14 protein-coding genes are annotated in these 19,991 nt (G+C 54.8%); 7 read left to right on the top strand and 7 right to left on the bottom strand.

What is annotated here, in order from left to right:
• The first annotated feature begins 49 nt into the window (after nucleotides 1-49).
• Nucleotides 50-2,845 carry a helicase C-terminal domain-containing protein gene (locus AC812_RS09215; protein ID WP_169787282.1) on the top strand — a complete coding sequence of 932 codons (2,796 nt, stop codon included), beginning with the start codon at nucleotides 50-52 and terminating at the stop codon, nucleotides 2,843-2,845.
• Nucleotides 2,846-2,861: 16 nt separating this feature from the next.
• On the opposite strand, the gene AC812_RS09210 is transcribed toward AC812_RS09215, so the two are convergent.
• The 4 genes from AC812_RS09210 to AC812_RS09200 all read right to left on the bottom strand — a co-directional run bounded on the left by AC812_RS09210 (nucleotide 2,862) and on the right by AC812_RS09200 (nucleotide 8,419).
• Entirely contained in the window at nucleotides 2,862-5,261 is a 2,400-nt protein-coding gene (locus AC812_RS09210) for a hypothetical protein (protein ID WP_061914130.1), read from the bottom strand.
• A 92-nt stretch (nucleotides 5,262-5,353) separates the two neighbouring features.
• Nucleotides 5,354-6,301, bottom strand: a complete 948-nt coding sequence (locus AC812_RS09205; RefSeq protein WP_082148959.1) for a DUF1028 domain-containing protein — start codon at nucleotides 6,299-6,301, stop codon at nucleotides 5,354-5,356.
• 6 nt (nucleotides 6,302-6,307) lie between these two features.
• Entirely contained in the window at nucleotides 6,308-7,285 is a 978-nt protein-coding gene (locus AC812_RS17175) for a DUF368 domain-containing protein (RefSeq protein ID WP_082148958.1), read from the bottom strand.
• Between the two features lie 21 nt (nucleotides 7,286-7,306).
• Nucleotides 7,307-8,419 carry a C45 family autoproteolytic acyltransferase/hydrolase gene (locus AC812_RS09200; protein WP_169787281.1) on the bottom strand — a complete coding sequence of 371 codons (1,113 nt, stop codon included), beginning with the start codon at nucleotides 8,417-8,419 and terminating at the stop codon, nucleotides 7,307-7,309.
• 157 nt (nucleotides 8,420-8,576) lie between these two features.
• On the opposite strand from AC812_RS09200, the gene AC812_RS09195 reads away from it, so the two are divergent.
• The 5 genes from AC812_RS09195 to AC812_RS09175 all read left to right on the top strand — a co-directional run bounded on the left by AC812_RS09195 (nucleotide 8,577) and on the right by AC812_RS09175 (nucleotide 15,249).
• Nucleotides 8,577-9,290, top strand: a complete 714-nt coding sequence (locus AC812_RS09195; RefSeq protein WP_061914126.1) for a response regulator transcription factor — start codon at nucleotides 8,577-8,579, stop codon at nucleotides 9,288-9,290.
• A 50-nt stretch (nucleotides 9,291-9,340) separates the two neighbouring features.
• Nucleotides 9,341-10,813 carry an MFS transporter gene (locus tag AC812_RS09190; protein WP_201797694.1) on the top strand — a complete coding sequence of 491 codons (1,473 nt, stop codon included), beginning with the start codon at nucleotides 9,341-9,343 and terminating at the stop codon, nucleotides 10,811-10,813.
• A 63-nt stretch (nucleotides 10,814-10,876) separates the two neighbouring features.
• Nucleotides 10,877-11,089: a hypothetical protein gene (locus AC812_RS09185; RefSeq protein ID WP_061914124.1), complete on the top strand. Its 213-nt coding sequence runs from the start codon at nucleotides 10,877-10,879 to the stop codon at nucleotides 11,087-11,089.
• A gap of 23 nt (nucleotides 11,090-11,112) precedes the next feature.
• The gene (locus AC812_RS09180) at nucleotides 11,113-12,330 is read left to right on the top strand and encodes an MFS transporter (RefSeq protein ID WP_061914122.1); all 1,218 of its coding nucleotides are present in this window, start codon (nucleotides 11,113-11,115) and stop codon (nucleotides 12,328-12,330) included.
• 12 nt (nucleotides 12,331-12,342) lie between these two features.
• Nucleotides 12,343-15,249 (top strand): insulinase family protein, encoded by a 2,907-nt coding sequence (locus tag AC812_RS09175; RefSeq protein ID WP_061914120.1) that lies wholly within the window; start codon nucleotides 12,343-12,345, stop codon nucleotides 15,247-15,249.
• Nucleotides 15,250-15,347: 98 nt separating this feature from the next.
• Here AC812_RS09175 and AC812_RS09170 read toward each other — a convergent pair whose 3' ends face one another.
• The 3 genes from AC812_RS09170 to AC812_RS09160 are packed head-to-tail and all read right to left on the bottom strand — an operon-like array spanning nucleotide 15,348 to nucleotide 18,851.
• On the bottom strand, nucleotides 15,348-16,223 hold the full coding sequence (locus AC812_RS09170; RefSeq protein ID WP_061914118.1) for an energy-coupling factor transporter transmembrane component T family protein: 876 nt from the start codon (nucleotides 16,221-16,223) through the stop codon (nucleotides 15,348-15,350).
• Between the two features lie 29 nt (nucleotides 16,224-16,252).
• Nucleotides 16,253-17,191 (bottom strand): ECF transporter S component, encoded by a 939-nt coding sequence (locus AC812_RS09165; RefSeq protein ID WP_061914116.1) that lies wholly within the window; start codon nucleotides 17,189-17,191, stop codon nucleotides 16,253-16,255.
• Between the two features lie 34 nt (nucleotides 17,192-17,225).
• Nucleotides 17,226-18,851, bottom strand: a complete 1,626-nt coding sequence (locus AC812_RS09160) for an ABC transporter ATP-binding protein (protein ID WP_061914114.1) — start codon at nucleotides 18,849-18,851, stop codon at nucleotides 17,226-17,228.
• Nucleotides 18,852-19,238: 387 nt separating this feature from the next.
• Here AC812_RS09160 and AC812_RS09155 point away from each other — a divergent pair, with 387 nt between their 5' ends.
• Nucleotides 19,239-19,964 (top strand): hypothetical protein, encoded by a 726-nt coding sequence (locus AC812_RS09155; RefSeq protein ID WP_061914112.1) that lies wholly within the window; start codon nucleotides 19,239-19,241, stop codon nucleotides 19,962-19,964.
• Nucleotides 19,965-19,991 lie beyond the last annotated feature (27 nt).

Genomic DNA, 19,991 nt, shown 5'->3' with positions numbered 1-19,991 from the left:
CATTTTCAAATCGGCGGTGCAGGCGGAGCAGGATGGTATAATCCCTGACATGCCTTCATTAATTGCACTGGATATTGAAACCACCGGCCTTGATCCCCAAAAAGATGCGGTCATTGAAATTGCTGCGATTCGGTTTAACGGCAGCCGCATCGAGGCCGAGTGGGATACGCTCATCAACCCTCAACGCCCAATACCTCCCGCCATTACAGCCCTGACCGGCATCAACAATGACATGGTGCGGAACGCGCCGCCCATCCGCGCCGTGCTGCAAGACCTGGCCGATTTCATCGGCGATTCCCCCGTCGTCGGTCACAATATCCGCTTCGATTTGGGCTTCCTGCAACGGCAGGGGATTTTACATCTTGTGGAGGCGATTGACACCTATGAAATGGCGGCCGTTCTTCTGCCAACCGCCAGCCGCTATAATTTAGGCTCGCTCGGACAAATCCTTGGCATCCTCATCCCCAATTCCCACCGCGCCTTAGACGATGCCCGCCTTGCTCATGCCGTTTTCTGGCAGTTATACCAGCGCGCGCTGGAATTACCGATTGAATTGCTGGCTGAAATCGTTCGTCATAGCGAGCCCGTCGAATGGGACGGCGGCTGGATTTTCCGGCAAATTTTGAGGGCGCGCTCCCGCCAGCCCATCGAAGCCCGCCAGACCCGTCAGCGCGATTATGAAGGGCTGTTCACAGCCGATTACCGCCCGGCTCCGCCGTTGACTCTGGTTGAAACACCCCAACCGTTGGATGAGGATGAGGTTGCCTCTATTCTGGAACCGGGCGGGTTGTTTGCGCGTTATTTTGACCAGTTTGAGTACCGCAGCCAGCAGGTAGAAATGCTGCGAGCGGTCACACGGGCTTTATCGAATGGTGAACATCTCATGGTTGAAGCCGGCACCGGTATCGGCAAGTCATTCGCCTATCTGGTTCCGGCGGCTATGTGGGCCATCCAGAACAACACCCGCGTAGTCATCTCCACCAATACAATTACCCTGCAAGAGCAATTAATCAACAAAGACATTCCCGACCTGCGCGACGCTCTCAAACTCGACCTGCGCGCTACTGTCCTGAAAGGACGCAGTAATTATCTCTGCCCGCGCCGTTTAGAAGCCCTGCGCCACAAAGGCCCCGAAACGCCCGAAGAGCTGCGTGTGCTTGCCAAAGTGCTGGTCTGGCTGCAGGAAGGCGGCCGGGGTGATCGTTCGGAAATCAATCTGAATGGCCCCGCCGAGCGGGAAGTCTGGATGCGTCTTTCTGCGGAGGACGAAGGCTGCAAAGCCGAAGTGTGCGTCAGCCGTATGGGCGGAGCCTGCCCGTTCTACCAGTCCCGCCAGCAAGCCCTGAGCGCCCATCTGATCATAGTCAACCATGCTTTGCTGCTCTCCGATGTTGTCAGTGGCAGCCGGGTACTGCCTGAGTACCAGTACCTGATTGTAGATGAAGGTCATCACATCGAATCGGCTTCTACCAGTGCGCTCAGTTACCGCGTCAACCAGAGCGACCTGAGTCGCCTGTTACAGGAACTGGGCGGGTTGAGCAGTGGCGTTCTGGGACGACTGACGACCTTGATGAAAGAAAACCTGCGCCCCTCCGAGTGGGCATTGCTCCACCAAACAGTCCAGCGGGCAACCGACCTTGCCACCCGCCTTGATTTTGACCTCAAACAATTCCTGAAGAGCATCGAAGTGTTCATGGAAAACGCACGCGAAGGTAAACCGGTCAGCCCTTACGGACAGCAAGTACGCATCTTGCCGTCAACCCGCAAATTACCCGATTGGACAGAAATTGAAATTGAATGGGACAGCACCAACGAAACCCTCTCCCTCCTGCTCAATCTGATTGCCGACTTGCATAAAGGGATCAGCGAGGGACTGGATCGGCTGGGGGAAGAAATTGAAGATACTCTGGCGAATTTAGCCAGCATCCACCGCCGACTGAGCGAAGCACAGGCTTACCTCAACGGGCTGGTCAGCCAGCCCGATCCGTCAGCCATTTACTGGGTGGAAATCAGTCCCAACAACAACCGGCTTTCCCTGCAGATTGCCCCGCTGCACATCGGACCGCTGATGGAAAAATATTTGTGGCATGAAAAGAACAGCATAATCCTGACCTCCGCAACATTAACGGCGGAAGGCGAATTCCAATACCTGCGCTCGCGCCTGAATGCCGATGAGGCTGACGAATTGATCCTCGGATCGCCGTTTGATTACGAAAACGCAGCCCTGCTCTACATCGCTAAAGATATTCCGGAGCCAACCGATGCCAACGGCTACCAGCGCGCTGTCGAACAGAGCCTGATTCGGCTGGCGCGCGCAACCGGTGGACGAATGCTGGTACTGTTCACGTCGTATGCCCAACTGCGGCGCACTTCTCAAGCGATCACACCGCCTTTGCTCGAAGCCGGCATTCAGGTCTATGAACAGGGCGAAGGCGCATCGGCCAATATCCTGCTGGAAACATTTCGTGAAAGCGATAAAGCCGTTCTGCTGGGAACCCGCGCCTTCTGGGAGGGTGTGGATATCCCCGGTGAGGCGCTTTCTGTGCTGGTCATCGTCAAACTGCCCTTTGATGTGCCTTCCGACCCGATCATTGCGGCTCGCTCGGAAACTTTTGATGACCCGTTCAATGAATACCAGTTGCCGGAAGCCATCTTACGATTTCGTCAGGGATTTGGCAGGCTGATTCGCACCCAGTCCGACCGTGGTGTGGTGGTCATCCTTGATCGGCGCATTCTTTCCAAACAGTATGGCAAGGCTTTTATCGAATCCCTGCCACAATGCAAAGTGCATATCGGAACGCTGAATGAATTGCCTGCCATTACGACCCGCTGGCTGAATTTATAACCGCCCAAAAAAAAGATTACTGGGATAACGACGCAATAAACAACTGATTTCCAAAAGCCAACACCAGATTACGCGCCATCGTCACACGAAAAGCCGTCGCCGGGCGGGCCGGCAGGGGTGTGGCAGCCTCTTGCAGCGGACGAATTTCCTGTACAAAAGTCATTCCAAGACTGAACTGGAAAACTGCTGGGGCTGACGGATTCAACACGAACAAGGAAGGTTCAGGTGGTTGGGTAGCTTGAATCTGACTCAGGTTGACGCCAAGACTGTCCACTTCCTCGGTGGGTTCCCCCGCACGGCTGACACGGTAAGGATAAGGATCATTACAGCGGGTTGGGACGGAACTGACACTGCTATATGTACACAGGATCATCCTGCCATCTTCGCGAAGGATGTACAGATCGTTCTGGTAAATAGCAATATCCACCGCAGCAGAGAGATCGGGAGGAGAGTCACCGAAGAAAAGGCGCGGTCCTGCTGCCGGGTCACTGAAATCCACTCCCTGCCCATCAAACCGCCATACGGCATTAGAACGCGGATCGAGCAGGTGCAACAGACCGGGCGAGTAGATCATCGCCCGCAGTTCACCCCAGCCGGCGTCCGGCGGGCGCAGAGGGACGGCGCTGGTTTTATTGGCATCCAGTGAGCAGTACAACAAATTACCAAACGCATCAATCCCCATCACCACCGCATCTAACGAGTTGGGGATGGGCGCAGCGGCAATATCCACCAGAGGGCCGATGATCAACCCCCCCACAAGATTTGGCCCGCAGAAAAAGCGGCTGTCCACTTCATAACCTGGACGGGTGTACACCAGCCGAATCACCCGTCCGCTGGCCTGATCCAGTAAGTATAAATCCTCCGAGGGTGTCGAAACGATCCGGGTAATGTTGACCTTGTTATCGAAGGGGCCTGGGAGTAACGCCGAAAACTCCAGCCGGCGTATCCCATCCAGTTGATCCATTGCCGACAAGATCTGCCGGCGCAGACTGCGCAATCGTTCGGAATTGCCAAATTCGGCTGCCTGATCCAGATAACCAAGCGCAGCCTCATAATTGACCCGCTTCATGAGCACATCGGTTTGGGCATCTGCCTGAGCCAGCATCTGTTCAGCCTGAGAAAGGAAAAGCCGGTGCTGCTCGCCACGTCCTTGCTGCCAGTAAGCAGTCATCGCAATGGCCACAACAATCAGCGGCACGACCACCGCAATAAACAACATGGCACCGTTTGAAAGTGCCGGCAACCGCTCAGCTTTGCCCGGCAGCAATCGAGCCGTCCAGCGCGAAAGTACGGCAGCGTTGCGCTGATGAAAAGCCTGCCAGCCGTGCAGGGCGCGGTTCAACCATCCACCGGCTTTACGGACCGCCGGTGAAACTTGTTTGATGGGAGGAGAAACCGCTGGCTGAGAGGTTTCAACCGGGATGGGCTGCGGCGTCTCTTCAACCGATTGGCGGCTCACACCCTCCGCAGACTGTGCACCAGAAGACACCTTTTTCCGGGCAATCTCCACATGCACTTTCCCCAGCCGGTCCCGTAGGCGCTGCATCACGCTGGCTGAAGGAACAGATTCGCTTTCCTTTTCACCGGCAAGGTACACCGCACGTTTATTTTCCTGGGGCTGCCTTTCTGTGGCAGGAGGTTGAACGGCGGGTATTTCGCTGGATTGTTCCGGGTGCTCCGGTGCCGATTCCACCGTTCTCAGCAGCGGGGAGGGTTCCGGCTCTACTGCCCGAAGGTTACGAACTTGAAGTTCACCCGTCCCTTTGCGGGTTCGCAGCATCACGAAACCGAGATTCTCGTCCGGCTGAACCAACAGACGGCGGCGCAAATTATCCAACGACAATTGGGCGCTGCCCAGAAGGGTTTGACGAGACCAGTTTTGCGGAGGTTTTACACACAACAAAGCCAGGTCACCGGCTTGAAAAGCACAACGGTAAAACCGAACAGCGGTCGTCCGGCTGATTCCCAGGCCGCGGCCAGCCCCTTGCGGGTCATGGTAATGTTCAACCGTTTGGGCATTGACCACAAACGAGTGCACCGGCCCACAATGCGCCAGATAAAGCATTTCCTCATGCAAAACCGCCACAATCAACAACCCCAGCAGCGGATTGCCTTCTTTTGCCTGCCGAAGATTGCGCGCCAGCAACCGTTCGTTTATTTGATCGGCTACCGCTTTCATCGCGCTGGTGACCGGGCCGCGGGTTGCAAAATATACCCGACCAAGTTTTTCCAGCAGATCCTCAGGTGCGCCTTGAAGCGGACTCCCCCGTTCAGCCAGTTGCAAAAAGATCACCAACCGGTCTTTTTCGCGTCCGCGCGCGGTGCGTTTGAGCGGCAGGCTGGTGAACAGCCCCGGCAGGTCACTTTCTTCTTTTCCCTGCAAGCGGTTGTACTTGAAAACGGTCAAATCGAACACAGGCAAGCCTTTAGCACAGAGTCAAGCACAATGAGATTATTATACCCTCCCGTTCAATTTGCAACTTTTGTGCCAGACCGTTAATAAAGCATTTACTCGTTCGTACTGCCGGTGATTTTTTCGATAACCTCCGGCCCACTCCGCATTAAACCGGCTGGGGGCAGACGCTTCACCATCACCTTCCACAGCGGATTTCGGCGAAAGACATCCTGAAAGACGGGCAAAGCCTCCTCAAGACGGCCCAAATCAGCCAGCGTAACCGCCTGCCAGAAGAGAATTTCTTCATTTTCGGGTAGCAAAGCCGCCGCGCGGCGGTAAGCCTGCATAGCCGCCTGGGTATCGCCCATTCCCAACAGCGCATCGCCGCGGTTCATCCAGTCATAAGCACGATGAACGGTCAATAGACGGCGTAATTCCCCCAGCGGCTGGGGATGATCATCTACCCGCAAATTGACGCGTACCCCTTCCCATGGTTGATCGGTGCGCTCAGCGGCTACCACCAGTAAGCAAGCGCTTTGCTGGCCGCGCAAGTCCCCGCCCTCTGCCTGGGCTGCCTCCAACGCAGCCATCAGTCGTTCTGCCAGATCCCCTTCGGTGCGCTGGTACGCCTCGGCCATGGCCCCCCACACGGTGGAAGAGGCCATCATGTTCGCCTGAGCCGAAAAACCTTCTCCCAATTTATGACCCGCTTCGGCCACGCAGCGCGAACCGGTATGCACCGCCACCCGCCCCTTCGCATCGAGCATGGCCACCTGTCGCACTTCGCGTTCATCGTCTGCGGACAGCAAAGCCTGTAAGGCAGCCGGCGCCGGCACGCCCGCCCGCATCAAGGTCAACCCCTGCGGCCCGTAGGAAACCCGTACCAACGCCTGGGTTGCAACCACACCGACTCCGGCTTCGCCCCACGCCACAATCGAACCGACCGAGAACCAGTGCGATTGTACCGCCACACCCATTTCACCGCTGTGTGGATCGCGGGCAACAATCGAATAGGTGTGCGCAAAAGGCGTTGAACGGCTCAAACCGGCATGGCTCTTCATTGGTACTTACTCCCCTGCCGCTGGAACGCTGATGGTTCTCGTCATCATTTTGCGGCGAGCCGCCAGTCCTTCCAGCCCGACCACCAGCCCAAACCCGAAAAGAGCAACAACCGCGACCAGCAATGTTTCGCCGCTCCACGCCGGCAGCACATTGATCAATGATTCACCACCTCCCGGAGTGAGGATTTCGCCCACCCCGGCCGATTCACCTTTCCATGGCCATAATTTCCGCAGCGAACCGAGCATCAGACCGATCATCAGGGTAATGGTGGCATCATGAAACCGGCGGAATAACCACCCCAAAACTCGCGAGAAGAGCGATATTCCCACCACTGCTCCCAGTAGAAAGACAATCAAGCGAGGAATATCCAGGCCGGTCACGGCTGCCAGCACATCCTGATACTTTCCCAGCAGTACCAGAACAAACGCACCCGAAATACCCGGTAAAATCATGGCGCAAATGGCAATCATCCCGCTCAGGAAAAAAGCCAGAAAGGTGTCGGGAGTGTCCATCGGCACCAGCCCAACGACCAGGTAGGTAATCACCGCTCCACCAATCAGCAGCAAAACGTTAGCTCCCCCCCAAACCCGCACTCGGCGAGCAACAACCACCGCCGAGGCCGCAACCAAGCCAAAAAAGAACGCCCAGACAAACAGCGGCTGAGTTTCCAGCAGGTTTTCCAGCAAATGCGCCAGCGTAACTGCCCCGGCAAAGATGCCCAACACCAACGCCAGTAGAAATTTCCACGGCAGCTCGTCCAGCAAAGCCTTGAATTGCAGGCGGAAAACCCGCTGCAAATGACGCAAATCCGCCACCGCACGGATGGACTGGATCAATTCCTCATAAATACCCACCAACAGAGCCACTGTGCCGCCGGAAACCCCCGGCACAGCATCCGCCGTGCCCATCAAAAAGCCGCGGATTGTGATTGTTAAGTAATCCAGTAATGAACGGCGCGGTGATTGTAAGTTCTGATTTTCCATCGTAAAAACTTTTCGCCTTTCTCAAGCATCTAATTGGTATGTTGAAAATACACTGCTGCACGGATTGCCCCAGCAGGCGTGCATTTGCCGGTTGGTCAGGTCAATCGTCAGAGCTGTGATGGTCTTTTCGCGATCAAGCGGATCTCCCACCACCGCATGATTGCAAATCGAATCAGGGTGATTGACATGATCCTTCTGAATGGCCTGCAAGGAGCGAATGGTGTGTTTTTCCTGCTGCGCCAGCAGACGTTTGGCCCGCAGATAACGAACCCGTGTGCTGATCAATTCATCCGGCTCACTCTCAATCGTTCGCATGTGCGTATCCAGATAATGATTGGTATGCACCATCACACCATTTTCAGGCTCTAAAATAGCAAACTGGCGTGCTGAGACCTCCACCGAATAAATTTCACCGCTTTCGTGCGCCAGCAAATGATTGTAACCGGCGGCGCGGTGGGGTGCCAGCATGTGTCGAATAGCCTCGCCCGGCGTCCGGGCTGCCAGTACGGCTCGCGAGACGATGATACGGGGAATACCAATCCGGCTGTCAGTTGGATATACCGAATCACAGCACTGGGCAATTCCATAGGCATTGAAGCCGATATTCGGCAACAGTCCCCCATAGGTCATTGCCAGAAACGGAGGCTCATCATCCGGTTTGGCGTAAATCAGAAAAACGTCGGCCTCGTCTTCGGGCAGCCAATCCTCATTATGGGCAATCAAAACCCGGTCATTGGTGGTACGCTCCTGGCTGACCGCCATGCTGGTACATTTGGTGAGGTGAAGGGCGTCCATCGTAACCGCTTCCATGGCATTCAGCATTCCAAGATCGTCCAGACCAACATTCGCGCCTTCGGCCATGCCGCGCAATTCCTCAACATATTGCGGGTAACGCTCGTCGGCAAACGGCATGTATTTGCGCGCCTGAATCAAAGCGCCATCCCAATCCAGTTGAAGCGTGTCGTAAGCATCGGCAAGCAGTTTTCGGGCATTTTCGATACTATGCTGAATTTGCTGGCGGCATTCTTCACCAATTTGCCGTCCCATCTCGCGGTGTGATCCGGCTACCCGCACCAGTTTCAATAACCGCGGCTCCCCATTGAGTTTTTCGATTTTTTCTTCCCGCTTATTCATGACGGAAATTTTACCATACCCGCTCGTGTGCCGGAATGAGGCCTCTTCAAACTTGCCATTTTCGTGATTCCTATCTACAATAACCCATAGGGTTGTATCTGCGAATTTTTGCTGCCAGAATTCAGGCGGGTCATTCGCGCAGCGGGAGGAACTATCCATGTCCAGCACAAAAACAGGCCGTAAACTGAGAATCCTTTTGGTGGATGATGACGCCGACACCCGGCAATTGGTCACAATGATCATCGAAAAAGCCGGTCATAAAATCCAAACCGCCGGTCACGGTCAGGCCGCCCTGACCCTGCTGGAACATGAAACGTTCGACATTATTCTGCTGGACATCATGATGCCCGAAGTGGACGGGTTGAATGTGCTGGAAGCGATCCGGCGGGTTTCTACGGCCCCAGTTATCATGCTTACCGCCCTTTCGGACGCCGGAATCATGGAACAAAGTTACTTCATGGGTGCGGATGATTACATTGTCAAACCATTTGCCATGTCCAAATTGCTGGAACGGATTGACCGGGTCGCACGCACGCTTCCGCCTCAAGAAACTGATCAACCGTCCGGCTGGAGTTCGCATTATCAGCTGAATTTGGAGAACAACACGCTCGTCCGCGGCGGCATCCTGATTGACCTTAACCCCACCGAAGCCCGCCTGCTCTCCTGCCTGATGGACAATGTTTATTCCGAAGTGCCCATTGCCACTCTTTACGAAGCCGGCTGGGGCGGAGAAGTGCTGCCCCAGCGTACCGTGCAGGCACTGGTTGAAAACACCATTCGCAGTCTTCAAAACAAACTGGAAGAAGATCCCCAAAAACCGCAAATCATCACCCGCACCGAAAATGGGTTTTGCTTCATCCCGGAAGGATGATCTGAGACCACCTCTTAAAACCTTCAACTGATCGCATTATCGGTATCATCATGCAAATTAATCCCGCCTCACCGACAAATTCATCCGCCCGCTGGCTGGCATTGGCTGGGGTTGGCATGGGCGTGCTGATGGCAACCCTCGATTCGAGCATTGTGAACATTTCTCTACCCGCCTTTGTAGAGATTTTTGAAGCCAGTTTTGCGACCGTTCAATGGGTCATCCTGGCTTACATTCTGGTGATTACCTCACTCTTAATGGGGGCTGCTCGCCTGGGGGACATGCTCAACAAAAAATATCTCTACCTGACCGGCCTGGCACTCTTCACGGTGGGATCGGTTCTCTGTGCGCTTTCCAACCAGATCTACTGGCTGATCGTTTGCCGCGCCATTCAGGGTTTGGGGGCTGTCTTTACGCAAGCGCTTGGGATTGCCATCATCACCCAGATTTTTCCTGCCAGCCAGCGCGGCCGGGCACTCGGAATCATGGGAAGCATCGTTTCGATTGGGATTGCCATCGGTCCGCCGCTGGGCGGTTTGATCTTGAGCGTTGCTTCCTGGCACTGGATTTTTCTGGTCAATGTACCGATTGGAATGGCAGCCCTGCTGATTGTCTACCGCTTCATCCCCAACCTGCCGCCTGCCCGGCCGGACCAGCGGTTTGACCGCTGGGGCGGTTTACTGCTCTTCCTCACCCTTGGATTGTATGCCCTTGGTATGACCAGTGGTCAGCAATCCGGGTTTGGACAGCCGCTGGTTACTTTCAGCCTCGGCGCAGCCGGGTTGGGCTTAGTGGCTTTCGTCTGGCTCGAATCCCGCATCTCTCAGCCGATGGTGGACTTGCATCTCTTTGGCAACCTGTTATTCAGCATGAACTTGTTGATGGCTTTTCTGGTTTTCATTGTCATGGCGGGTATGTTCATTCTGCCGTTTTACCTGCAACTGGTTTTGAACCTCTCATCCAGCATGATCGGCTTGCTGATGATGGTTCACCCGATTGGAATGGGCGTCGTTGCGCCGCTGGCTGGTTACCTTTCCGACCGTTTCGGCTCACGGGTCATCAGCCTGATCGGTTTGATTTCCATCGCGGCTGGCTGCCTTGCACTTTCCACCGTGAAGGAAGGAATGACCCCGCTGCAATTCCTCCCACGCACGTTGTTATTCGGGATTGGGATGGGGCTTTTTCAGGCCCCCAACAACAGCGCCGTGATGAGCACCGTTCCGCCGGACAGGCTGGGAATTGGTTCCGGCCTGCTGGTGCTTTCCCGCACGCTGGGGCAGACTACCGGTCTGCCGTTAATGGGCACCCTGTTTTCGGCCAGTGTGCTGGCAGCGGGAGGTTTACCCTCCGGCACGGACATCACCACAGCCGGCGCGGAGGCGCTGGTTGGGGGCTTGCAGCGCACCTATCATATTGCTGCTGCATTTATTTTAGCTTCCACATTGATCGCTGTGCTGGCCATTTGGGTTGACCAGCGCCGGAAAAAACTTCACACCTTAACCAAACCGCTGGCGCGGCTTGATTGAAAATCCCTTTGCGATTAAGATTGACCTGTCCCGAATCCTGCTTTGCCAAAGGAGGTCAAAAAGATGGAAGATACCAGCCGCAATGACATCCGCCGTTTGCTGAAAGTGTTTGGCGTTCAGGCTGACGAAAAGATCTTGCGTCACCTGATCGAAAACCCCCATGCTCCCGCCTTGAAATTACGGATCAAAATCGAAGACCTGACCGATTACGGAGATCACCCGCCTGCTCGGCCGCTTTCTTTTGAAGTTGAAGGCGAGATCCGCCGTCAATCCTGACGCGAATTGCATCGAGGCTGCCTTTGAACCCGACATCTCCAACCGAACTCAGTACCGCAGCGCCCGGGGCTGCCACCATTGAAGAAGCGACTTTTCGTACCGGCAAGGTCAGCGCCGTAGCCACGGCCCACGGGGTCCACGATACCTATCAGGCTTTTCTGCCGCCACTTCTGCCTTTGCTGATCGAAAAATTCTCCCTCATCAAGACCGAAGCCGGCCTGCTCTCGGTGTTCATGACCGCTCCCTCCTTGCTGCAACCCTTCATCGGCTATCTGGCTGACCGGCGTTCACTGCGCATTTTCGTCATCCTCACCCCCACCATCACCGCGCTGGCGATGAGCCTGCTGGGAATTGCACCATATTACTGGCTGGCAGCCATGCTGTTGATCATCGCCGGGCTGAGTTCCGCCAGTCTGCATGCCACCGGTCCGGTACTGGCCGGGCGGCTTTCGGCCAACCGGCTGGGAATGGGAATGAGTTTCTGGATGGTCGGCGGTGAACTGGGGCGCACCCTCGGCCCAATCATCATCGTTTCGGCAGTTTCCACGCTGGGCATGCAGCGTACGCCATGGCTGGCTGTTGGCGGGGTTCTGGTCTCGTTGTGGATGGCGGTTCAATTGCGCCAACTGCCTGCCCGTCACCCGGAGAGCCACAACGCCCTACCGTGGAAAAAAGCTCTCATCACCATGCGACCGGTTTTGATACCGCTCTCGATCATTCTCATTACCCGCGCCCTGGCGTTTGTCAGTGTGTCCACCTATTTACCCACCTTCCTCACCGAAGAAGGTGCCAATCTGATGCTGGCTGGGGCATCGCTTTCGGTGCTGGAGGCAGCCGGGGTGATTGGCGCCCTCCTTTCCGGCTCGCTTTCTGACCGGATTGGCAGAAGGCCGGTGATGATCTTCTCCCTCGTCAGCACCTCGTTATTCATCTTTTTACTGCTCAACCTGCATGGCTGGCTGCAATTTCCCGCCTTGCTGGGGCTGGGGTTTGGCCTGCTCTCCATGACCCCGGTAGTAATGGCAATTGTGCAGGAAAGCTTCCCGGAAAACCGCGCCCTCGCCAATGGCATTTACATGGCTGTCTCGTTCGTAAGTAGTTCCTTTGCGACCCTGACCGTCGGTGCAATCGGGGATATGTTCAGCCTGCGCACGGCTTACTGGCTGAGCGGGGTGCTTGTGTTGGCCGGTCTGCCGTTTCTGTTCCGCCTGCCCGCCAGCCAGAAAACTTTAAAATCATGACAAGAGGTAAATATGACAGAATTACACGGTTTTGTATTGCTGGAAGACCGCTTTATCCGCGAATATAATACCCGCGCCCGCCTATGGGAACACCGCCAAAGCGGAGCGCAACTGCTTTCCCTCGAAAACGACGATGAGAACAAAGTCTTCGGTATCGCCTTCCGCACGCCTCCACCGGATTCCTCCGGCGTGCCTCACATCCTGGAACATTCGGTGCTGTGCGGTTCCCAGAAATACCCGGTCAAAGAGCCGTTTGTGGAATTGATGAAAGGCTCACTCAATACCTTTTTGAATGCGATGACCTACCCGGATAAAACCATCTATCCGGTCGCCAGCACCAACCTCAAGGATTTTTACAACTTAATAGATGTCTATCTGGACGCTGTGTTTCATCCGTTGATTTCCCCCTACACCCTCTATCAGGAAGGCTGGCACTACGAGCTGGAAGAACCGCAGGGAGAGATGACTTTCAAAGGAGTTGTCTTCAATGAAATGAAGGGGGCATATTCCTCGCCCGATTCGGTAATGGCGGAAGAAGCCCAGCACGCCGTATTTCCAGATACCATCTATCGCTACGATAGCGGCGGGGAGCCAGAGTCAATCCTCTCGCTAACGTATGAAAAATTCCGCACTTTTTATGAAACCTATTACCATCCCAGTAACGCATTGATCTACTTTTACGGCGATGATGATCCCGAACAGCGTTTGAAATACATGGCCGAAGCGCTCAAAGCGTACACCCGCCGCGAGATTCCCGTCGAAATTCCCCTGCAGCCGCGCTTCAGCGCCCCGCAGAAAAAAGAGGTTACTTTTGACAGTGGGGACGACCCCAATGCCAAAGCTCAGATCACCCTCAACTGGCTACTGGTGGAGAGCGGAAACCTGGAAGAGATTCTGGCGCTTCACATTCTGGATCATGCTTTGATTGGCACATCCGCCTCACCGCTGCGGAAGGCCCTGATCGATTCGGGATTGGGTGAGGATTTAACCGGCGGCGGTTTTCAAACCGGCTACCGCCAGACCATGTACTCGGTTGGGTTAAAAGGCGTAGCCGAGCCGGATACCGATCAGGTCGAGCAATTGATTTTGGACACACTGAGCGAGATTGCCGAGAAGGGATTTGATCCTGAAACGCTGCGCGCTTCGCTTAACACGGTGGAATTCAGCCTGAGGGAAAACAATACCGGGTCTTATCCACGCGGTTTGGTGATGATGCTCAACGCAGTGGAAAACTGGGTGTACGGTCATAATCCCATTGACGCCCTGGCATTTGAAGCCCCCCTGAATGCCATCAAGCAACGCTTTCAGGCTGGTGAACGCTTCTTTGAAAACCTGATCCGCCGGCACTTTTTGGAAAATCCACACCGCGTCAGTCTGGTATTACGCCCCGATCCGCAATTAGGGCAGCAGCGCGCCGCTGCGGAACAACAGCGTTTGCAGCAGGCCCGCGCCGGGATGACCGCCGAGCAAATCGAAGAAATCGTCCAGATCACCCGCGAACTCAAACGCCGACAAGAAACCCCCGACAGTCCCGAAGCACTCGCAACCATTCCGATGCTCACCCGTGCAGACCTTGAACCCAAGATCAAGACCATCCCCAGCGAGGAAATTCTGCTAGCCGAAAGCAAAATCCTCTACCACGACCTGTTCACCAACGGCATTCTTTATCTGGATTTGGGGTTTGACCTGCACACCCTGCCGCAGGAATGGCTGCCCTATTTGCCCATATTCAGCCGTGCTCTGCTGGAAACCGGTACGCGCGACCTGACCTTTGTCCAGCTGCTTCAGCAGATTGGGCAGCGCACCGGGGGCATTTACCCCACTACCCTCTTTTCACTCTCGCGTCACACCCACCAGAGCGCCGCCTGGTTGTTCCTGCGCGGTAAAGCCATGACCGATCAGGCCGCTGACTTACTTGCCATCCTCAAGGATGTGTTGACCAGCGCCCGCCTGCATGATCGGGAGCGCATCCGCCAGATGGTGCTGGAAAACAAAGCCAGCATGGAATCGGGGATTGTCCACGCCGGGCATCGGGTGGTGAATACCCGCTTGAAGGCACGCTTCAATGAAGCCGATTGGGCTGCCGAGCAGACCAGCGGCGTCAGTCAATTGTTCTTTCTGCGCGATCTGCTCACGAAAATCGACACGGATTGGGAAAGTGTCCACCAGACCTTTGAATCCATCCGCAGCACGCTCCTTCAACGCGCCGTCGCTGTTTGCAACATCACTCTTGATTCGGCTAACTGGCAAATGATTCGTCCACGGGTGGAGGACTTCCTCAACAGCCTGCCGCAGGGCCAATCCAGACGTCACTCATGGTCAACCGGCAAACTGCCGGATGTGGAAGGTCTATCCATGCCGTTGCAGGTCAACTTTGTGGGGAAAGGTGCAAACTTGTACCAACACGGCTACACCTTTCACGGATCGGCTCTTGTGATCGTCCCCTATTTACGGGGCAGTTACCTGTGGGAAAAAGTGCGGGTACAGGGTGGCGCTTACGGCGGGTTTGCGGTGTTCGACCAACAGTCTGGCAATTTCAACTTCCTTTCGTACCGCGACCCCAATCTGGACCAGACCCTGCAAGCCTTCGATCAAACCAGCGATTATCTGCGCCGGTTGGAGCTAAGCGAAAGCGAATTGACCAAAGCCATCATCGGTGCCATCGGCGAGGTGGATGCCTACCAGTTGCCGGATGCCAAAGGCTATACAGCCCTCATCCGCCACCTGTTGGGCATCACCGATGAAGAGCGTCAGCGCATCCGGGATGAGATCCTCAATACCACCCAGGCGGATTTTCGCCAATTCGGGGAAGTGCTGGAAAGTGTGCGCCAGCACGGGGTTGTGGTAGCCCTGGCTGCCCCACCCGTATTTGAAAGCAGCCGTTTTGCCGGACAATTTTCCATGGTTAAAATTTTATAGGCCGACTTTCCACAGCCGGTTTATCCTTTCACTTTAAAATAAAAACTGCCGGTAATGAACTTACCGGCAGTTTTTGCTTTTTTCGCTCCATGCGCCATTCAACCCGCGGCCGCCAGTTGCAGCAAGAATTGCGGCACCCAGAACTTACCCATACCGAAGAGAGAAAGGGCAATGCTGGTCAACAACATCACCACCCCAAAACCGATTAACAATCGGTCACGGGTGCGGTAATGCAATTCCTCCAGCCAGGTGCGCGGCCCCACACCAAAGGCGCGCAAATCCATCGCATCAATGATGTCTTCACTGGAAACAATGGCATGAATGGTGACCGGCACAATCAATGGAGCCAGTTTACGCACCTGTGCCACCAGTCCGCCGCTCAACTTTTCCAGCTCGTAGCCACGCGCCCGCTGTGCGTCCCGGGTGAGCATGAAATCCCGTCCAAAAGATGGAATAAAGCGCATGGTCAGATCCATGCCGTAGGCAACCTTGTCCGGCAGTCCTAACCCTTTGAAAATGATGCCATAATGGGCCGGGTTGAGCGAATACGGAATCAAAATGGTCATGCTGGCCAGACTGAACACCCTCACCAGCATGGAGACGGCGTACATGGTTTTTTCCGCCGTTACCGTCAGGGTTGGTCGCCAGCCAAGCAGTGTAAACCCGGCTTCCCAACGGGTGATCAGGTGTTCTTCAGTGTACAGCTCAATCCCACCCCGGCCGGTTAAAAAGGTCAGAAAGGAGAAAAAGACCACAAAGCCCCCAATGAACAGCCACGCCCGGCGCATTTCTGAAAACCGGATCCCCGATGTAAACACCACCACCATTGCCATGGCAAACAGCACCAGCAGGTAGCGCAAATCCCAGAACAACACCGTACAGGCAATGTAGCAGGCAAAAAAGATGATCCAGGCGCGCGGATCGAAGGATTGAATCAGGGATTTGCGGGGTTTATAACGCCAGGTGACCAGCATTGAGGGCTATGTCCTTTCCTTTCAAGTGATTATCTTCCGGTTTGTCGCTGAACAGAAGAATAAGCAGCCACCAGCAAAGGTACCAGAATGGCAGCGAAGATCGAATTCGGGCCGGCAGCCGGCAGGAACTCGCCAACGATGGCCACCGCCGGGGGATACCCATTGATCCAGATATCCGAAATGGCTGCAAAACCAATCCCGATGAAGTTACCCAGCAGGCTCCACGCCACAGCCGCGGTCACCTCCGGGTTTTTATTGAACACCGCGGTAAAGCGAATGCCGACAACCAGCAAAAAGCCCACAATTGCCGAAAGACCGGCAAACCACGAGATGGTCGCATCACCAAAAATGCCGGCTTCAGGGTCGAAGAACATCATATTCGGAACATTGCGGTTGAGGAAGAAGACCAGGGTTGCCAGCAGTGCCAGAATGAAACTGACCACCAAAACCGTATTCACACCTTTCTGGCGATCCTTGAACAACAGCGCCATACCGGCCACCATGCCGATCAAACCGTTGCCAACCGACCACTGCGGCGAAAGCCCAAAGCCGGTCAAGGCATCCCCGAACATGTTGCCCACTGCACCGGTGAAAAAGCCCACCGAGGGCCCAAAAGCAAAGCCAAAGAACATGGGGATGGCGACCGCCGGACGCAGCGCCACCTGACTGACCGACGGCACGGCAAATACGGTACCGTTGAAGAGGAAGGAAAGCACGGCATACAGCGCCGCACCAATCGCCATGTACACCACCTCACGGGTACCTACTTCCCAAATCTGGCTCTGGCGGGTCAACAAATAAACAATGAAAACGATTAACAGACCAATTCCCACAAAAGCAAAGCGAAGCACACCGGTTTCATCCAGCTGCAAATCGGGGTTGATCATCCCGCCGATCCACACAATCAGCAAGAAGAAAACCAGCACAGCCACCAGCGAAACGATGACAGAAGTTAATTTGCGGTCCATGTCATTCTCTCCTTAGGCGAAAGATAGTGAGAGGTTAGTTGCCCGATGCAAGAACGTGCGTCAGGGCTTCGGCGCGGAAAAATTGTTGGGTTCTTGGATAGTATTGGAGATTGGTTTCCAGCAGGGAAGTTGGCAGCAGGCGGCATTGCCGCAGCCGTTCAAGGTCACTCAACACTTCAGCCGGCTTGCCATCCGCCACCACCTGACCATCGTTGACCAAAAGTACGCGGTTGGCGTAAATCACGGCCATATCGAGATCGTGAGTGATGAACAAAATCGCCTCAAAACCGGGCATTCCCAAAATTGAATTCATAAAGTTCATGTAATTTTTATAATCTTGCCCGGCAGTTGGCTCGTCCATCACCAGAATGCGAGAACGCATTGCAAGTATGGCGGCGATGCTCACCCGTTTCTGCTGCCCAAACGACATCGAAAGCGGAGGCGTTTTTTCATACCCCTGCAGGTTGACAATCTCGATTGCCTGACTCACCTCCTTTCTAATCTCCTCCTCAGGATGCTTCAGATTGGTGGGTCCAAAAGCCAGTTCGTCGTACACGGTTGGTGCAAATAACATGTGGCTTGGACTCTGGAACACATAACCCAGCGTTGAGGCGATTTCCGCCACACTCAACTGGTGGGTATCCCGCCCATTGATCAAAACTTGCCCGCGTTTGGGTTTGAGCAAACCAATGGCATGTTTGACGAGGGTTGTCTTGCCGGCGCCGTTTGGCCCCAGCACAGCAATTACATCCCCCCGCCGGATTTGCAGGTTGATCCCATGCAGTACCTCCGGCCCGCTTTCGTATCCAAACACCACATCCTTGAATTCAACCAGGGGGACGCTGCCACCGTTGACCCCCGGCAGGATATTCAGCGGCGGCGGGGGAGGGTCTTTGATGGCCAGTTCCATAATCATTGGTGCGGGCAGTTTCACCTCGCGGTAATCCACCCGTTCGACCAGATGCTGGGGATCGCCATCATATTGAATTTCGCCTTCCTTCATGAACAAAACCCGTTCGGGCCGAACCCGCAGCACATCTTCCACGCGGTGTTCGACCATCAGCACGGTCATACCCTCGTCGGCAAGCCCGCGGATGACCTCCAACGCTTCCTGGGCACTGGCCGGATCAAGGCTGGCAAGCGGCTCATCCAGCAGGAGGATCGAGGGTTTCATCGCTAAAACCCCGGCCAGGGCTACTTTTTGTTTCTCCCCGCCGGAAAGATAATGCGTTTGCCGGTCGCGCAGGTGAGCAATTTTCAAGCGTTCCAGCGCCTCATCCACACGGCGGCGAATTTCATCTCGACTCAAGCCGAGATTTTCCAACCCAAAGGCGACCTCGTTCATCACAATCGAACCGAGGATTTGTCGTTCCGGATCCTGCAACACCGTACCCACCAGTTGAGAAATGCGCGCCAGCGGCAATCCTGCAATATCCTGCCCCTGCAGGTAAATTTTGCCGCTCAGTTCACCTTTATAACTACGCGGGATCAAACCATTAATGCAACGCGCCAGCGTCGTCTTCCCGCAGCCACTGGCACCGGCAATCAGTACAATCTGCGGTTCGTCAACCGTCAGGTTAATGTTGTGAATCGCAAAATCTGTCCGGCTGCGATAGCGGAAAGACAAATTTTCAATCCTGACCGGAGGAGGTAATGCCATATTCCCTCAGCAATGAATAAAGCAAAGATGCCATTTATTCAATGGTTCTTTTTCCGAAGTGCCATTACTATAGCATGAGCGCATCAGTTCGTCAATTCCCAACACTGGCGCAGCCATTTCTAGGTATTTTCCCAAATTGTCTGTTTCTTGATCAATTTCAGAAGGCAGCCAAAGCCAATTCGAGATGATTTCAGCGGAATTTTATAAGAATTAAGGGATTGAAATTGAACGAAGAACATGATAATATTAAGTTGTCAAACGTTCGGGTGCCCCCCTCACCCGGGCGTTTGACTTTTTAACCGTACTGCAAGTCTGGGCGCAACTTCCGTGAAGGGTTTGCGTATATAAATCAAACTCGGCTCTCCAACAGAAAGCAGGAATTAACCAATGGATACCCCTTCCTCAAATGTCCCTAAACCCGCGGCTTCTTCTCCCCGCCGCAACAGCGCCTGGTTCGGAATGATCTTGATCCTGGCGGGCATCATCATCTTTGCTCAACAGACCGGCTGGCTAGGCCCGCGTTTCAACTGGTGGGCTTTATTTATCCTAATTCCCGCCTTTGGTTCGTTGACCGGAGCGTTTTACGCTTTTCAAGCCAGCGGACGCTTCAATGCGGCGGTGCGCAACAGCCTTGGAAGCGCATTAATTCTGTTTACCCTGACCTTCATGTTCCTGCTGGGATTGGACTGGTCGGTTTACTGGCCATTGATGGTCATTGCACCCGGCCTGAGTGTGCTGCTGAACGGTTTTGGCGGCAAAGAAGGTCTTAACATGGCTTTCTGGATCGGTCTGGGTGCGGTCTATCTGGGAGTGGGTTTTCTGGGAATCAATACCGGCTGGATGGATTTAGCCCAACGCCTCGAGCCGTACAACTGGTGGGGAATTGCCATTCTCATCCCCGCCTTGGGGGCTTTTGTGAGTGCCCTGCTGGGTCTTCTGCGCGGGGAAAAATTCGGCAATGTTTTGGGGCTGACCATTTTTGGTCTGCTGACGGCCGCCGCCGGTTTGATCGGCTTTTTCTCCGCCAATTGGACATTAATTGGCCCGGTGTTGTTGATCGTTGCCGGTATTGGCATCCTTGTAGGGATTTTTAGCGAAAAAAATCAAACCTGACAGGATCTTTTGGATCTTCCCACAGTC

The sequence above is a fragment of the Bellilinea caldifistulae genome (assembly GCF_001306055.1).
Taxonomy (GTDB): Bacteria; Chloroflexota; Anaerolineae; order Anaerolineales; family Anaerolineaceae; genus Bellilinea; species Bellilinea caldifistulae.
This window is presented reverse-complemented; position numbering and strand designations above follow the sequence as displayed.

Excerpts from the sequence above, each read along its gene's own strand:
- AC812_RS09215 (WP_169787282.1), top strand. The coding sequence starts at position 50 with ATGCCTTCATTAATTGCACTGGATATTGAAACCACCGGCCTTGATCCC.
- AC812_RS09205 (WP_082148959.1), bottom strand. The coding sequence starts at position 6,301 with ATGAAGAGCCATGCCGGTTTGAGCCGTTCAACGCCTTTTGCGCACACC.
- AC812_RS17175 (WP_082148958.1), bottom strand. The coding sequence starts at position 7,285 with ATGGAAAATCAGAACTTACAATCACCGCGCCGTTCATTACTGGATTAC.
- AC812_RS09200 (WP_169787281.1), bottom strand. The coding sequence starts at position 8,419 with ATGAATAAGCGGGAAGAAAAAATCGAAAAACTCAATGGGGAGCCGCGG.
- AC812_RS09195 (WP_061914126.1), top strand. The coding sequence starts at position 8,577 with ATGTCCAGCACAAAAACAGGCCGTAAACTGAGAATCCTTTTGGTGGAT.
- AC812_RS09190 (WP_201797694.1), top strand. The coding sequence starts at position 9,341 with ATGCAAATTAATCCCGCCTCACCGACAAATTCATCCGCCCGCTGGCTG.
- AC812_RS09185 (WP_061914124.1), top strand. The coding sequence starts at position 10,877 with ATGGAAGATACCAGCCGCAATGACATCCGCCGTTTGCTGAAAGTGTTT.
- AC812_RS09175 (WP_061914120.1), top strand. The coding sequence starts at position 12,343 with ATGACAGAATTACACGGTTTTGTATTGCTGGAAGACCGCTTTATCCGC.
- AC812_RS09170 (WP_061914118.1), bottom strand. The coding sequence starts at position 16,223 with ATGCTGGTCACCTGGCGTTATAAACCCCGCAAATCCCTGATTCAATCC.
- AC812_RS09165 (WP_061914116.1), bottom strand. The coding sequence starts at position 17,191 with ATGGACCGCAAATTAACTTCTGTCATCGTTTCGCTGGTGGCTGTGCTG.
- AC812_RS09160 (WP_061914114.1), bottom strand. The coding sequence starts at position 18,851 with ATGGCATTACCTCCTCCGGTCAGGATTGAAAATTTGTCTTTCCGCTAT.
- AC812_RS09155 (WP_061914112.1), top strand. The coding sequence starts at position 19,239 with ATGGATACCCCTTCCTCAAATGTCCCTAAACCCGCGGCTTCTTCTCCC.